This window comes from Pseudomonas sp. LPB0260, from assembly GCF_013388395.1.
The window spans coordinates 3388552-3403790 of the sequence record NZ_CP058247.1 but is presented as its reverse complement, the minus strand read 5'-3'; the positions used below and the strand labels follow the sequence as shown (position 1 = coordinate 3403790).

The 15239-nt window shown below is 64.7% G+C and carries 10 protein-coding genes; 4 read left to right on the top strand and 6 right to left on the bottom strand.

The features are described from left to right. Positions 1-14: 14 nt before the first annotated feature. Together LPB260_RS15315 and LPB260_RS15310 are read right to left on the bottom strand one after the other, a co-directional pair. Positions 15-533 carry a prepilin peptidase gene (locus LPB260_RS15315; protein WP_208706677.1) on the bottom strand — a complete coding sequence of 173 codons (519 nt, stop codon included), beginning with the start codon at positions 531-533 and terminating at the stop codon, positions 15-17. Positions 534-584: 51 nt separating this feature from the next. Next, positions 585-761 (bottom strand): Flp family type IVb pilin, encoded by a 177-nt coding sequence (locus tag LPB260_RS15310; protein ID WP_208706676.1) that lies wholly within the window; start codon positions 759-761, stop codon positions 585-587. A gap of 432 nt (positions 762-1193) precedes the next feature. Here LPB260_RS15310 and LPB260_RS15305 point away from each other — a divergent pair, with 432 nt between their 5' ends. Then, positions 1194-2069, top strand: coding sequence for a response regulator transcription factor (locus tag LPB260_RS15305; protein ID WP_208706675.1), 876 nt, complete (start codon positions 1194-1196; stop codon positions 2067-2069). Between the two features lie 46 nt (positions 2070-2115). Here the strand turns inward: LPB260_RS15305 and ligA are convergent, their stop codons facing one another. From ligA to LPB260_RS15285, 4 genes are all read right to left on the bottom strand, one after another. Then, on the bottom strand, positions 2116-4518 hold the full coding sequence (gene ligA, locus LPB260_RS15300; protein ID WP_208706674.1) for an NAD-dependent DNA ligase LigA: 2403 nt from the start codon (positions 4516-4518) through the stop codon (positions 2116-2118). 62 nt (positions 4519-4580) lie between these two features. Continuing rightward, the gene (zipA, locus tag LPB260_RS15295; RefSeq protein ID WP_208706673.1) at positions 4581-5408 is read right to left on the bottom strand and encodes a cell division protein ZipA; all 828 of its coding nucleotides are present in this window, start codon (positions 5406-5408) and stop codon (positions 4581-4583) included. A 256-nt stretch (positions 5409-5664) separates the two neighbouring features. Beyond that, on the bottom strand, positions 5665-9153 hold the full coding sequence (gene smc, locus LPB260_RS15290; RefSeq protein WP_208706672.1) for a chromosome segregation protein SMC: 3489 nt from the start codon (positions 9151-9153) through the stop codon (positions 5665-5667). Between the two features lie 3 nt (positions 9154-9156). Next, positions 9157-9816 (bottom strand): GntR family transcriptional regulator, encoded by a 660-nt coding sequence (locus LPB260_RS15285; protein ID WP_208706671.1) that lies wholly within the window; start codon positions 9814-9816, stop codon positions 9157-9159. Between the two features lie 398 nt (positions 9817-10214). Between LPB260_RS15285 and xdhA the strand changes: the two genes are divergently transcribed. From xdhA to xdhC, 3 genes are all read left to right on the top strand, one after another. Then, positions 10215-11654, top strand: a complete 1440-nt coding sequence (gene xdhA, locus LPB260_RS15280) for a xanthine dehydrogenase small subunit (protein ID WP_208706670.1) — start codon at positions 10215-10217, stop codon at positions 11652-11654. Beyond that, positions 11647-14043 carry a xanthine dehydrogenase molybdopterin binding subunit gene (xdhB, locus tag LPB260_RS15275; protein WP_208706669.1) on the top strand — a complete coding sequence of 799 codons (2397 nt, stop codon included), beginning with the start codon at positions 11647-11649 and terminating at the stop codon, positions 14041-14043. The genes xdhA and xdhB overlap by 8 nt, the downstream gene beginning before the upstream one ends. Before the next feature lie 298 nt (positions 14044-14341). Further along, positions 14342-15175 (top strand): xanthine dehydrogenase accessory protein XdhC, encoded by an 834-nt coding sequence (xdhC, locus tag LPB260_RS15270; RefSeq protein WP_208706668.1) that lies wholly within the window; start codon positions 14342-14344, stop codon positions 15173-15175. Positions 15176-15239 lie beyond the last annotated feature (64 nt).

Sequence of the window (15239 nt, the reverse complement as noted above, 5' to 3'; positions counted from 1 at the left end):
CGGGCCTCCTAGGGCTATTGTCCTGTAGACAGCCAAAGCAGGCTGACCAGGGTTCCAATAAGTATCGCGATCGCATAGGGAAAGGGTTTACCGGCCACTTCCCCTTCAGCCGGAGGAAAGTAACTGCGAGCCCTCAACATCAATACATAACGCGAATAAGTTCTCAGTAACTCGCCACGCACCAGCACGATCAGGAGGCCACATATGCCGCCAGCCACCAGGCTGAACAGGGCTGCCCAAAGTGCGTCTAGCGGGCTTAGAAAGGCGCCGACCATGGCCATCAGTTTGACGTCGCCGGCGGCCATGGCGCCCAGAGCGTAGAGCGGTAAAAACATGCCTAATCCGACCAGCATGCCCAAGACACCATCGCCCAAGGCGCCCCCTCCCCCCCATAAAAACTGGCCGACCAGCCCTGTCACCAGACCAGACAGCACAAGTAAGTTGGGGATGCGGTGGCGGCGTAAGTCACTCGCCACCGCAATACTCAGCAGCCCAATTAGCAAGATAGCTGGTAACATCTGTTCCATAAGCATCGTTGCATTCCTTAGCCCCTTAGAAGTCACCAAGCACGGGAGTGACCGCACCTATAATGCTTGTTCTATATTGTTAATAACGCCTTCTACGGTTGTTCCCAACGTAGTAAAGGCTGTAACCACCGCCAGCGAAATAAGCCCACCGGCTACTGCATATTCCACAACGGTCAGGCCGTCCTCATCTTTCACGAACTTCATCACCGAAGTTTTGATATCTGCAAAAGTCATTTCGCCCACCTCACTAGAAAGTTGATCTTCCAGGAAACGGCGGCACTTTTTTGCCCCGCCTGTTTGCAACCCTAGTCAGGCAGCTAATTTGCAGTTAGGAGATTTTTGCTAATCCCTAGGACATTTTTGCGCGGGTTGCGCAACGCTCTTCTATTTCTGTCGACTGCCAGCTTGCCTGGCGGAGGAACGGCGCAAACGAAGAAACACGCTTTAGATGATTGCGAAACTGATTCGCATGCGACGGACGGCAATAGGTTATTAGCAGGCCGCGACCAGCAGCAAAGCCGCGCCAAACAACGATGCAGTCGTCAATTAGATTTAAGAGGAATATAAGAATGAACTATTTATTATGTTTTGATCTTTACAGTACTGGCATACTGACAATACTTCAGCAGAAGTACGCAAGAAAATTTCAGGCGCAGAGCTAAGAAAATGATGTCTAACTCGGCGACAAAACCACTGCTGTTATGGCTCGATCTGACTCATGACCGATCGGTTGAGGAGCTTATCGACCAGTTTCGTGCTGCCTGCGAGTGCCGCCTGGCGAAGTCCGCCAGCCTGTCCGAGCGGGCCAGCGAACAGCAGCCGGACATGATCTGCATGCACTTCGACCATCCCGATGCCCTGGGCCTGAACCTGCTGCTGGAGGTCAAGCGCAGCGTGCCGTCGATCCCCATCACCATGTTCACCGTGCAGCACTCGGAAGAGCTGGCCGTATGGGCGATGCGTTCGCGCGTCTGGGAATACATGGTGCTGCCCCTTACCTCAGCGGAGAAGAACCGCTACCTGCGCTCCCTGGCCCAGCTTTGCGAGGCTCGCCGTGGCGCCAATGGCCGTACCAGGAAGCCATCGGTAGAGCGCTACCCGACCTTTCCGGACAGCATCCGCCTGACCGCCAAGCACCAGAAGCACCAGGCGCTGAACCAGGTGCTGCAGCATATCGATCAACATTTCCGCGAAAGCATCGACCAGAAGGACCTGGCGCAACGCTGTGGCATGACGCCCTTCCGCTTCAGCCGCCTGTTCAAGGAAGTCATCGGCATGGGCTTTATGGACTACATCCTCAACAAGCGCATGGACCTGGCCAAGGAGCTGCTCGATAACAGCCAGATGCCCATTACCAGCATCGGCTACGAGGCCGGCTTCAAGGACCCCTCCTACTTCGCCCGGGCCTTCAAACAGGCCAATGGCTGCACGCCCAGCGAGTATCGCCAGGCGGCCCATCCCCACAAGGTCGAAGATGAAGTGGAGCTGGACGAGACCACCGCCGCCGCCTTGGAAAGTCTGATTCCCGGAATCCGCGCCTGAACCTGGCCAGGGCGAAACGCCCCGGCGCACTGCTTATTCCCAGCCATCATTGCCCGCCGGCATACTCCTCGAGCAGCGTCAAGAACGCCTGCTCGTCCATGACCCTGAGCCCGAGCTCGCTGGCCTTGGCCAGCTTCGAGCCGGCGCCGGGCCCCGCGACCACGCAACTGGTCTTGGCCGACACCGAACCGGCCACCTTGGCGCCCAGGCTCTCCAGCTTCTCCTTGGCCACATCGCGGCTCATGACTTCCAGGGTGCCAGTCAGCACCCAGGTCTGTCCCGCCAGGGGCAGTCCTGCGACGCTCTTGCGCTCGCTCTGCCAGTGCATGCCGAATTCGCGCAACTGGGCTTCGATCGCCCGGGCGTGCTCGACATTGGCCGGTACCGCGAAGTATTCGCGCAGCGCCTGCTTGGCCTTCTCGTTGAGGCCCTTCATCACGCTCAGTTCCAGCCAGTCCTGGCTCAGGGCGATCACCCCATCGAGACTGCCAGCCTTCTCGGCCAGTTTCTTCGCCCCGGTAGCGGCGATGCCGGCGATATTCAGTTTGTCGATGAACCCGTCCAGGGTCGCGCAGGCGGCGAACTCGGCGCTTAGCCCACCCTCCTCCTGCGGCGCCACACCCCGGGCCAGCAGATCGCGGATAACCTGCTGGTTGTGGCTGTCGTCGAAGAAGTTGCGGATCTCGTGGGCGACCTCCAAGCCGACATCCGGCAGGTAGGTCAGCACCTCGGGCAGCGCCTGCTGAATGCGCTCCAGCGATCCGAGGGCGCGGGCCAGCAGCTTGGCGGTCTCCTCGCCGACATCGGGAATGCCCAGGGCATAGACGAAGCGCGCCAGGCTCGGCGCGCGACTGTCGGCGATGGCCGCCAGCAGGTTGTTGCTCGACAGCTCGGCGAAGCCTTCCAGGCCGACGATCTGCTCGAACGACAGGTTGTACAGGTCGGCCGGTGAGCGCACCAGACCCTCGTCCACCAGCTGCTCGACGCTCTTCTCGCCGAGGCCCTCGATATCCATGGCGCGGCGCGAGACGAAATGGATGATCGCCTGCTTGAGCTGGGCGCCACAGGCCAGGCGCCCGACGCAGCGGTACACCGAGCCTTCGCTGACGGTCTCACGCCCCTTGCTGCGCTTGATCAGCTGAGTGCGCTCGACCTGGGAGCCGCAGACCGGGCACTGCGCCGGAACCTGCACCGGTTGCGCGCCGGCCGGACGGCGCTCGGCCACCACCTGCACCACCTGCGGGATCACATCGCCAGCGCGGCGGATGATCACCGTATCGCCGACCATCACCCCCAGGCGCGCCACCTCATCCATGTTGTGCAAGGTGGCGTTGGACACGGTGACGCCGGCCACCTTCACCGGCTTCAGCCGCGCCACCGGGGTGACCGCGCCGGTGCGCCCGACCTGGAACTCGACGGCGAGCAGCTCGGTCAGCTCCTCCATCGCCGGGAATTTATGCGCGATAGCCCAGCGTGGCTCGCGAGCACGGAAGCCCAGCTCGCGCTGGTAGGCCAGGCTGTTGACCTTGAACACCACGCCGTCGATTTCATAGGGCAGCGACTCGCGGCGTTCGCCGATATCGCGGTAGTAGTCCAGGCACTGCTGCGCGCCCCTGGCCAGTTTCAGCTCGCGGCTGATCGGCAGGCCCCAGCCCTTCAGCGCCTCGAGAATGCCGATATGGGTCTGCGCCAGCTCCCCCTCGACCCGGCCGACGCCGTAGGCGCACAGCTCCAGCGGGCGGCTGGCGGTGATCTTCGGGTCGAGCTGGCGCAGGCTGCCCGCCGCGGCGTTGCGCGGGTTGGCGAAGGTCTTGCCGCCACTTTCCAGCTGGCGCGCGTTAAGCGCCTCGAAGCCGGCCTTGGACATGAACACCTCGCCGCGCACCTCCAGCACCGCGGGCCAGCCGCTGCCGTGCAGGCGCAGCGGGATGTTGCGCACGGTGCGCACGTTGACGCTGATGTCCTCGCCGGTGCTGCCGTCGCCGCGGGTGGCGCCGCGCACCAGCAGGCCGTTCTCGTACAGCAGGCTGACGGCCAGGCCATCGAGCTTGGGCTCGCAGCTGTACTCGATGTCCACGCCGCCACCGAACAGGTCCCCGGTATGCTCGCCGGCCGGCAAGTCCAGGCCCTCACGCACGCGGCGGTCGAAGTCGAGCAGGTCGGCTTCCTCGAAGGCGTTGCCGAGACTGAGCATCGGCACCTCGTGCCTGACCTCGCCGAAGGCGCTCAGCGCCAGGCTGCCGACCCGCTGCGTCGGCGAATCAGGCGTGACCAGCTGCGGATGCTCGCTCTCCAGGGCCTTGAGCTGATGGTAAAGGCGGTCGTACTCGGCGTCCGGAATGCTCGGCTCGTCGAGCACGTGGTAGCGGTAGTTGTGCTCATCCAGTTCGCTGCGCAACTGGGCGATGCGTTCGGCGGCACTCTTGGCGGATGGGGTGGTGTCGGTCATGGATTCATCTCTCAAACGAAAAGAGCAGCCTGGGCTGCTCTTCTTCGCGAAACCATTGGTACTTAGCGTTTGCTGGTCAACTGCTTGCGCTCGAACTCGACGATGCGCTGGCGGTAATGCTCGATGGTCTGCGAGGTCATCACGCTGCGCTGGTCGTCCTTAAGTTCGCCGTTCAGCTCATGGGCCAGCTTGCGCGCGGCGGCGACCATCACGTCGAACGCCTGTTTCGGGTGACGCGGCCCCGGCAGGCCGAGGAAGAAGCTCACCGCGCGGGTGCTGAAGCCCTCGATATCGTCCAGGTCGAACGTGCCCGGCTTGAGCGCGTTGGCCATGGAGAACAGCACCTCGCCGTTGCCGGCCATGCTCTCGTGGCGATGAAAGATGTCCATTTCGCCGAAACGCAGGCCGCTCTCGAGAATGTTCTGCAGCAGGGCCGGCCCCTTGAAGCCCTCGCCATCGCGGGCCACCACGTTGATCACCAGCACCTCTTCCACCGCGGCCGGCTCTTTGGCCACCGCTTTCTTGGCGCCGTTATGAGTTTCGGCGGCGTCCTGTTCGACCGGATTGAGCAGGGTCGGAACCGGTTCCTCCAGCCCCAGGTTCAGGTCGCCCTGGCGTGGCTCGGCGGAGCGGCGGCGATTCGACTCGCGGGCGCTCATGGCCGGCAGATCGTGCTCGTCCAGGGAAGGCTCCTGGTGGCGCTCGACCACGCGCGGCGGGCCGAGCAGGTCGGGATCGCCATCGTCATCCACGCCACCGACCAGGCTCCGATCGAGCTTGAACTTCAACTTGCCCTTGCCACCGCGCATGCGTCGCCAGCCATCGAACAAGATGCCAGCGATGACGATGATACCGATGACGATCAGCCACTCGCGCAGACCGAATTCCATGAAATACCCTGACCCCTAATGAATTTGCGATGAATAAAGGGCATCCGGCCCTTACTTCGATGACCTTAAACGTGGCGCCAACTCCATGTTCTGACAGGCGTTTTCCACGAACAATAAAAGTGCGCATTAAGCTAGCACGACGAAAGGCAACTTTACACAGCCAGAAGGCCGTTATAAACGCCCTCAGCCCATGCCGGCACTGCATTTCACCCCTGTGACCGACGGTATCGACCCTGACTGGCGAGTACCGGCTTAATCAGGCGTCCACCATGGCCAGCGCCTCCTCCACATCCACCGCGACCAGGCGCGAGCAGCCCGGCTCGTGCATGGTGACGCCCATCAGTTGATCGGCCATTTCCATGGCGATCTTGTTGTGGGTGATATAGATGAACTGCACTTTCTCCGACATTTCCTTGACCAGGCGGGCGTAGCGTCCGACGTTGGCGTCGTCCAGCGGTGCATCCACCTCGTCGAGCATGCAGAACGGCGCCGGGTTGAGCTGGAAGATCGCGAACACCAGGGCCAGCGCGGTCAGCGCCTTCTCGCCCCCCGACAGCAGGTGAATGGTGCTGTTCTTCTTGCCCGGCGGCCGCGCCATGATGGTCACACCGGTATCCAGCAGGTCGTCCCCAGTGAGCTCCAGGTAGGCGTTGCCGCCACCGAACACCTTGGGGAACAGCGCCTGCAGGCCGCCATTGATCTGATCGAAGGTCTCCTTGAAGCGGTTGCGGGTTTCCTTGTCGATCTTACGAATGACGTTCTCCAGGGTGTCCAGCGCCTCCACCAGGTCGGCGTCCTGGGCGTCCAGATAGCGCTTGCGCTCGGACTGCTGCTGGTACTCGTCGATGGCCGCCAGGTTGATCGGCCCCAGACGCTGGATGCGCGCCGCCAGCCGTTCGAGTTCTTCCTCCCAGGCCTGCTCGCTGGCCTCCGGCGGCAGGCTGGCGAGCACACCATGCAGGTCGTACTGGTCTTCGGCCAATTGATCCTGCAGGGCCTTGCGGCGCACGTTCAGCGACTGCCACTCCATCCGCTGCTGCTCGAGCTGGCCGCGCAGCAGCTGCGACTGTTGCTCGGCCTGGCTGCGGCGCTTCTCGGCATCACGCAACTCGCGGTCGGCGTCTTCCAAGGCCAGGCGGGCGTGCTTGAGCTCTTCCTCCACGCCCATGCGCCTGTCGAGCAGCTCCTCGAGCTTCAGGCGCAGTTCCTCCAGCGGCGCCTCGCCCTCCTCCAGGTTGAGGCTGAGCTGCTCGCGCTTCTCATGCAGGCGCTCGGCCTGCAACTCCAGGCGTTCCAGGGCCTGACGGGTGGAGTCGTGCTGGGCCCGCAGCGAACCGAGGCGCACCGCCAACTGGTGGGCGTGATCCTTGTGCGCCCTCGCCTCCTGACGCACGCGATCGAGTCGCTCGCGCAGGGCATCGCGACTGGCCAGCAGGCCCTCGCGCTGCTCGTTGTCCAGGGCCATGGCCTCCAGGGCCTCCTGCAACTGCAGGCGCGCCTCGCCCAGCTGCTCCTGCTCCAGCTCGCGCTGTTCGGCCTGCTCGGCCTGCTCGCCATCGAGTCGACGCCGACGCAGGGTCAACTGCTCGGCCTTGGCCTGGCTGGCGGACAGCCGCGCCTTCAGCTCGCCAAGGGTGCGGGTGCGGTCCTGCAACTGGCGGCGCTGCTGCTCGCGCTGCTCCTCCTGCTGGCGCTGCGCCGCGCGCAGGCCCTGCAGGCGCTCGTCGAGCAGCTCCAGGGCCGCTTCGCGCTCTTCGCGCTCCAATGCCAGGCGCTCCAGCTCCTGGCCGCGGGCCAGCACCCCGCTGTCCGCCTCGCCTGCGCGGCGCACTCGCAGAAAATGCCGCGCGACCCAATAACCGTCGCGACTGATCAGGCTTTCGCCCTCGCCCAGCGCCGCGCGGCCGGCCAGGGCCTCCTCGAGGGACTCCACCGGACGCACCCGAGCCAGCCAGGGCGCCAGGTCGACGCTCGCCTCGACCTTGTCCAGCAGGCTGCCGGCAGTCCTTGGTGCGCCAGCGCCCGGACTGAGCAGGCGCAGCTCGCCCTGACTCAGGCCGGTGAAATCCAGCCCCTCGAAATCGTCCAGCAGCACGGCCTGCAGGTCAGCGCCGAGCACGGTCTCCACCGCCAGCTCCCAGCCTGCCTCGACCCGCAGCCCCTCGGCCAGTCGCGGACGCTCGCTCAACTGCTGCTCGCGCAACCATTCGCCGGCGCCCTGCCCCGGGTCGAGCGCCGCCTGCTGCAAGGCCTCCAGCGAGGCCAGGCGACCATTCAGGCGTTGCAACTCGCCCTGGGCCTGCTGCTGCGCCTGGCCGGCTTGCAGCAGTTCGTCGCGCAGCTGCTGCAGGCGCTCGGCCAGTTGCTGTTCGTCAGCCTGCAGCTGCTCCTGATCCAGCTCGGCGGCGCCGATCTGCTCGCCCAACTCCATAATCGCCGCATCTTCCGGATCGGCGGCCAGCTGCTGCAGCTCCTCGGCCAGGCGCCGCTGGCGTTCGGCCAGACGCTCAAGGCTCTGTTCCAGCTGCTGGATGCGCGACTGTTGTACCTCGGCCTGGCGGCGTGGCTCGGCGCTGCGCTGGTTGAAGCCATCCCACTGCTCCTGCCAGCCATGCATGGCGCTCTCGGCCTCCTCCAGCGCGGCGGCGGCTTCCTCGGCGGCGGCGGCGGTCAGCTCCTGTTCCGGCTCGAGCATCGCCAGCTCTTCGCCCAGGGTGGCCAGCAGGGTGCGGTCGTGGCCCAGGTGCGATTCGGTTTCCTGGCGTGCCCGCTCGGCCTCGCGCAGGTCGTCCTGCAACTGGCGCAGGCGCTGCTGGCCGTGCTGGATGCTCTGCTCGACCCGGGCGATATCGCCGCCGACCGAGTAGAAGCGCCCCTGCACCAGATTGAAGCGTTCGCTCAACTCATGGTGACCGTCACGCAGCCGTTCGATGCTGGCGTCGGCGTTGCGCTGCTCGGCCACCAGCGCTTCGAAGCTGACCTCCTGGCTGCCGATCACTGCCTCGCGCTGGCCGACCTGCTCGTTCAAGGCCTGCCAGCGCAGAGCCGTGAGCTGGGCCTTGAGCTGGCGCTCCTCGCCCTTGTATTGCTGATACTTCTCCGCGGCCTGGGCCTGGCGATGCAGGCGCTCGAGCTGGCGCTCCAGCTCCTCGCGCAGGTCGGTCAGGCGCGCCAGGTTCTCGTGGGTGCGGCGAATGCGGTTCTCGGTCTCGCGGCGGCGCTCCTTGTATTTGGAGATGCCGGCGGCCTCCTCGATGAAGTTGCGCAGCTCCTCGGGCTTGGCCTCGATCAGCTTGGAGATCATGCCCTGCTCGATGATCGAATAGCTGCGCGGCCCCAGACCGGTGCCGAGGAAGATATCGGTGATGTCGCGGCGCCGGCACTTGGTGCCGTTGAGGAAGTAGGTGTTCTGGCTGTCGCGGGTCACCCGGCGGCGGATGGAAATCTCGTTGTAGCCGGCGTATTCGCCGACCAGGGTGCCATCCGAGTTGTCGAAGATCAGCTCGATGCTGGCCTGGGTCACCGGCTTGCGCGTGTTGGAGCCGTTGAAGATGACGTCGGTCATCGATTCGCCGCGCAGGTTCTTCGCCGAGCTTTCACCCATCACCCAGCGCACCGCATCGATGATATTGGACTTGCCGCAGCCGTTGGGGCCCACCACCGCCGCCATGTTGCTCGGGAAGCTGACCGTGGTCGGATCGACGAACGACTTGAAGCCCGCCAGCTTGATGCATTTCAGGCGCATGGCTCAGCGCTCTCCCAGGGTCGCCAGGACCAACTGGCAGTTGTGCTCGCCGTAGCGGACCAGCAGCTCCCGGGCACGCGCATGATCGCGCTCGCTGATCGCCTGCAGCAGCTGGGCGAAGGTCTCCAGGTACTGGGTCATCTCGCCCCTGCGCCGTTCCAGCACCAGATGATAGGTGCGGCTGATCGCCGGCAGCAGATTCTCCACGGTTTCCTGCAGGTAGGGATTGTCCGCGAACGGATAGGCCGCACGCATTACGTCGAAACTTTGCTCGACGAAGGCGTCGATATCCTCGCGCTGCTGGCTGTCCAGCAGGCGCTGCTGAATGGCCACGAAGGGGGCCAGGTCCGCTTTCACACGCCAGCCATCGGCCACTGCGCGGGCCAGCAGGGCGTACAGCTCGATGACCAGGGCATAGAGGCTCACCACCCTGTGCGGAGTCAGCTCGCTGACCTGGGCGCCGCGGCGCGGCAGAATCACCACCAGGTGACGACGCTCGAGAATCAACAAGGCCTCGCGCACCGAGCCGCGACTGACGTTGAGCGACTGCGTGACCTTTTGCTCCTGAATGCGCTCGTTCGCCTGCATTTCACCGCGAATGATGCGTTCTGCCAGGTATTGGGCGATCTGCTCGGCGAGGCTGTCCGGTGCCTTGAACGTCATGATTTTCCTTAGGCTCTGTTGACCTATTGGGACAGGCGGCATTGTGGCTGCGGGCCCGCTCGACAGGCGCTGGTCTGGCGGGCGCGGGGCGCGAGTGTAACACAGGGTGTTACCGGGCCAACGGCAGCACCGGCAAGCATTTCAGGCCCCTCAGACGCTTCTGGAGTCGCCTATCCTGCGGCGTATGTATGGGCGTGAGACGTCCCTGGCAGGCTCATAACCGAATTGCATGACGAACATCTGACCAGAGGGTCAAATATTTGTTGACCCAAAAGTCAGAAAACTCTAGATTTGCTCCATGACAGGCGGGGCGAGAACGCCGGAAAAGCCGCACCACCGCTTCTTCTCCGCCGCTACGAGCCGCTCGTAAAGAACAATAAAATGCCTGGAGGTCGCCCTTGATCCAGTTTTTACTCAACCGGGAGCTGCGCAGCGAGCAGCGACTCGATCCCAACCTCACAGTGCTCAACTACCTGCGTGAGCACGTCGGCAAACCCGGCACCAAGGAGGGCTGCGCCTCGGGCGACTGCGGCGCCTGCACCGTGGTGGTCGGTGAACTGGATGGCGATCGCGTACGCTACCGCACCCTCAACTCCTGCCTGACCTTCGTCGCCTCGCTGCACGGCAAGCAGCTGATCACCGTCGAGGACCTCAAGCACCAGGGCAAGCTGCATAGCGTGCAGCTGGCCATGGTCGACTGCCACGGTTCGCAGTGCGGTTTCTGCACGCCTGGCTTCGTCATGTCGCTGTTCGCCCTGCAGAAGCAGGCAGATGGCTTCGACAAGGGCGCCACCCTGGAAGCCCTGGCAGGCAATCTTTGCCGCTGCACGGGCTACCGGCCAATCATCGACGCCGCCGAGCAGGCCTGTTGCCAGAAGCAGCCCGATCAGTTCGACGCCTTCGAAGCCGAGACTGTCGCCCAGTTGCAAGCCATCGCCCCACGGCAAACCGCCGAGTTGAACAGCGGCGACAAGCGCTGCCTGCTGCCACTGAACGTGGCCGACCTGGCCGACCTCTATGTCGCCAATCCCGAGGCTCGCCTGCTCGCCGGCGGCACCGACCTGGCCCTGGAAGTGACCCAGTTCCACCGCGAGCTGCCGGTGATGATCTACGTCGGCCACATCGAAGCCATGAAGCGGGTGGAAATCACCGACGACAGCATCGAGATCGGCGCCGCCACTGCGCTGACCGACTGCTACGCGGCGCTGGCCCGCGAATATCCGGACTTCGGCGAGTTGCTGCATCGCTTCGCCTCCCTGCAGATCCGCAACCAAGGCACCCTGGGTGGCAATATCGGCAACGCCTCGCCGATCGGCGACGCCCCGCCGTTGCTGATCGCCCTCGGCGCGCAGATTGTCCTGCGTCAGGGCAACAGCACCCGCACCCTGGCCCTGGAAGACTATTTCCTCGACTACAAGGTGACCGCCCGCCAGGAGGCCGAGTTCATCGAGAAGATCATCGTGCCGCGCGCCCAGGCCAACCAGGCGTTCCGCGCCTACAAGGTGTCCAAGCGCCTGGACGACGACATCTCGGCGGTGTGCGCCGCCTTCAACCTGCGGGTCGAGGATGGCGTGGTGAAAGGGGCCCGCATCGCCTTCGGCGGCATGGCGGCGATTCCCAAGCGCGCCGCCGCCTGCGAGGCCGCCCTGACCGGATCGGCCTGGTACCCCGGCGTGATCGAGCGAGCCTGCGCCGCCCTGGCCGAGGACTTCACCCCGCTCAGCGACTTCCGCGCCAGCAAGGAATACCGCCTGCTCACCGCGCAGAACCTGCTGCGTAAATTCTTCCTCGAGCTGCAAGCTCCCGAAGTCGAAACCCGGGTGACCGCCTATGTCTAACCATCACAAAACCCCGAAGACCCAGGCCGAACTGGCAGAACTGTTCCGCGCCGACATCACCACCGGCGTCGGCCGCAGCGTCAAGCACGAGAGCGCGGACAAACACGTGTCCGGCGAGGCGGTGTATGTCGACGACCGCCTGGAGTTCCCCAACCAGCTGCACGTCTATGCCCGCATGAGCGAACGTGCCCACGCGCGCATCGTCAGCATCGACACCTCGCCCTGCTACGCGATACCGGGCGTGGCCATCGCCATCACCAGCCAGGACGTACCGGGCCAGCTGGACATCGGCCCGGTGGTGGCCGGCGATCCGCTGCTGGCCGACGGCAAGGTCGAGTACGTCGGCCAGGTGGTGGTCGCGGTCGGCGCCGACAGCCTGGAAAACGCACGCAAGGCGGCCATGGCGGCGGTCATCGAATACGAAGACCTGGAGCCGGTGCTGGATGTCGAGGACGCCCTGCGCAAGAAGCACTTCGTCCTCGACAGCCACCAGCACCGCATCGGCGACTCGGCCGCCGCGCTGTCCACGGCCCCGCACCGCCTGCAGGGCAGGCTGCACATCGGCGGCCAGGAGCACTTCTACCTGGAGACGCAGATCTCCTCGGTGATGCCCACCGAAGATGGCGGCATGATCGTCTACACCTCGACGCAGAACGCCACCGAGGTGCAGAAACTGGTCGCCGAGGTCCTCGGCGTGCCCATGCACAAGATCGTCATCGACATGCGCCGCATGGGTGGCGGTTTCGGCGGCAAGGAGACCCAGGCCGCCGGGCCTGCCTGCCTCTGCGCGGTCATCGCCCACCTCACCGGCCGGCCGACCAAGATGCGCCTGCCGCGCATGGAGGACATGAGCATCACCGGCAAGCGCCACCCCTTCTACGTCGAGTACGACGTCGGCTTTGACGACGACGGCCTGCTGCACGGCATCCAGATGGAGCTGGCCGGCAACTGCGGCTATTCGCCGGACCTGTCCGGCTCGATCGTCGACCGCGCAATGTTCCACTCCGATAACGCCTACTTCCTCGGCAACGCCACCATCAACGGCCATCGCTGCAAGACCAACACCGCCTCGAATACCGCCTACCGCGGCTTCGGCGGCCCCCAGGGCATGGTCGCCATCGAGCAGGTCATGGACCACATCGCCCGCACCCTCGGCAAGGACCCGCTGGAGGTGCGCAAGCTCAACTACTACGGCAAGCACGAGCGCAACGTCACCCATTACCACCAGACCGTCGAGCACAACCTGCTCGCCGAGATGACCGCCGAGCTCGAGGCCAGCAGCGAATACGCCAAGCGCCGCGAGGCCATCCGCGCCTTCAATGCCAAGAGCCCGGTATTGAAGAAGGGCCTGGCGCTGACCCCGGTCAAGTTCGGCATCAGCTTCACCGCCACCTTCCTCAACCAGGCCGGCGCGCTGATCCACATCTACACCGACGGCAGCATCCACCTCAACCATGGCGGCACCGAGATGGGCCAGGGACTCAATACCAAGGTCGCCCAGGTGGTGGCCGAGGTGTTCCAGGTCGACATCTCGCGCATCCAGATCACCGCGACCAACACCGACAAGGTGCCCAACACCTCGCCGACCGCCGCCAGCAGCGGCGCCGACCTCAACGGCAAGGCCGCGCAGAACGCCGCCGAGATCATCAAGCAGCGACTGGTGGACTTCCTCGTGCGCGAGTACCGGGTCACCCCGGAGGACGTCGAGTTCCGCAACAGCCAGGTGCGGGTGCGTGAGCTGTTCCTGTCGTTCGAGGAGCTGGTGCAGAAGGCCTACTTCGCCCAGGTGTCGCTCTCCAGCACCGGTTTCTACCGCACGCCGAAGATCTATTACGACCGCGACAAGGCCGCCGGCCGGCCGTTCTACTACTTCGCCTACGGCGCGGCGTGCGCCGAGGTGATAGTCGACACCCTGACCGGCGAGTACAAGATGCTGCGCACCGACATCCTGCACGACGTCGGCGCCTCCCTGAACCCGGCCATCGACATCGGCCAGGTCGAGGGCGCCTTCGTCCAGGGCATGGGCTGGCTGACCATGGAGGAGCTGGTGTGGAACGCCAAGGGCAAGCTGATGACCAACGGCCCGGCCAGCTACAAGATCCCGGCCATCGCCGACATGCCGCTCGACCTGCGGGTCAAGCTGGTGGAGAACCGCAAGAACCCGGAAGACACGGTGTTCCACTCCAAGGCCGTGGGCGAGCCGCCGTTCATGCTCGGCATCGCCGTGTGGTGCGCGATCAAGGATGCGGTGGCCAGCCTCGCCGACTATCGCGTGCAGCCGGCGATCGACGCCCCGGCCACCCCGGAGCGCGTACTCTGGGGCGTGGAGCAGATGAAGAAACTGCAGCAGCCGGCCAAGGCCGCGGCTGCAGAGGTCGAACCGGCGTAACGCCATCCACCTTGGTGGATGTGCTGCGCGACACCCACCCTACGGGCCGCTCCGTAGGGTGGAAAACCGCGAAGCGTTTTCCACCAGAACCGTAGCCCGGATGAAATCCGGGGAAACCCTCTCCCGGATTGCATCCGGGCTACGTACCGAACGAATACAGGTGTAGAACAATGACAAAACACACCGAGCCGAATAGCCAACCGCCTCGGCCGGCGCCGGTTCCACTGCTGGAACCCTCGCTGAGCAACTGGCGCCTGCCGCGGCCGGGACAATTGCCACCGACCTGGAGGCTGAGCAAATGAGCTGGATCAGTGCCCTGGCTGAACTGCAGGAAAAAGGCGAACCCTGCGTACTGGTGACCATCATCGAGGAGCGCGGCTCGACGCCGCGCAATGCCGGCTCGAAGATGGTGGTCACCGCCGAACGCATCTTCGAGACCATCGGCGGCGGCCACCTGGAATACAAGGCCATGGAACTGGCCCGCGAGATGCTCGCAAGCCGCAGCCAGGATACCCGCCTGGAGCGTTTCAGCCTCGGCGCCAGCCTCGGTCAGTGCTGCGGCGGCGCCACCGTGCTGCTGTTCGAACCCATGGGCCAGCCACAGGCGCAGATCGCCGTGTTCGGCGCCGGCCATGTCGGCCGCGCCCTGGTCCCGCTGCTCGCCAGCCTGCCCTGCAAGGTGCGCTGGATCGACTCGCGCGAGAACGAGTTTCCCGCGCAGATTCCCGCCGGCGTGGAGAAAGTGGTCAACGACGAGGTGGTCGATGAAGTGGCGGCCATGCCCGCCGGTAGCTACTACATCGTCATGACCCACAACCACCAGCTGGACCTGGAACTGACTGCCGCCATCCTCAAGCGCAACGACTTCGCCTACTACGGGCTGATCGGCTCCAAGAGCAAGCGCGGCAAGTTCGAACACCGCCTGCGCGAGCGTGGCTTCGCCGCCGAAGTGGTCCAGCGCATGCGCTGCCCGATGGGCCTGGCGGAGGTCAAGGGCAAGCTTCCGGCGGAGATCGCCGTGTCCATCGCCGGCGAGGTAATCGCCACCTACAACGCCGCCTTTGGCCAGGACGTGAAGAAAGGCGAGTCGAGCATCGCCAGGCTGTTACCCGCCTCACGCCGCTCCCAGTAGGGCGCGCCCGATACCCCATTGAGCTTGGTGCGCCTGGCGCACCCCATGCATGATCGAGATGTAT

Coding starts and splice junctions, on each gene's coding strand:
- LPB260_RS15315 (WP_208706677.1), bottom strand. CDS start 533: ATGCTTATGGAACAGATGTTACCAGCTATCTTGCTAATTGGGCTGCTG.
- LPB260_RS15310 (WP_208706676.1), bottom strand. CDS start 761: ATGACTTTTGCAGATATCAAAACTTCGGTGATGAAGTTCGTGAAAGAT.
- LPB260_RS15305 (WP_208706675.1), top strand. CDS start 1,194: ATGATGTCTAACTCGGCGACAAAACCACTGCTGTTATGGCTCGATCTG.
- ligA (WP_208706674.1), bottom strand. CDS start 4,518: ATGACCGACACCACCCCATCCGCCAAGAGTGCCGCCGAACGCATCGCC.
- zipA (WP_208706673.1), bottom strand. CDS start 5,408: ATGGAATTCGGTCTGCGCGAGTGGCTGATCGTCATCGGTATCATCGTC.
- smc (WP_208706672.1), bottom strand. CDS start 9,153: ATGCGCCTGAAATGCATCAAGCTGGCGGGCTTCAAGTCGTTCGTCGAT.
- LPB260_RS15285 (WP_208706671.1), bottom strand. CDS start 9,816: ATGACGTTCAAGGCACCGGACAGCCTCGCCGAGCAGATCGCCCAATAC.
- xdhB (WP_208706669.1), top strand. CDS start 11,647: ATGTCTAACCATCACAAAACCCCGAAGACCCAGGCCGAACTGGCAGAA.
- xdhC (WP_208706668.1), top strand. CDS start 14,342: ATGAGCTGGATCAGTGCCCTGGCTGAACTGCAGGAAAAAGGCGAACCC.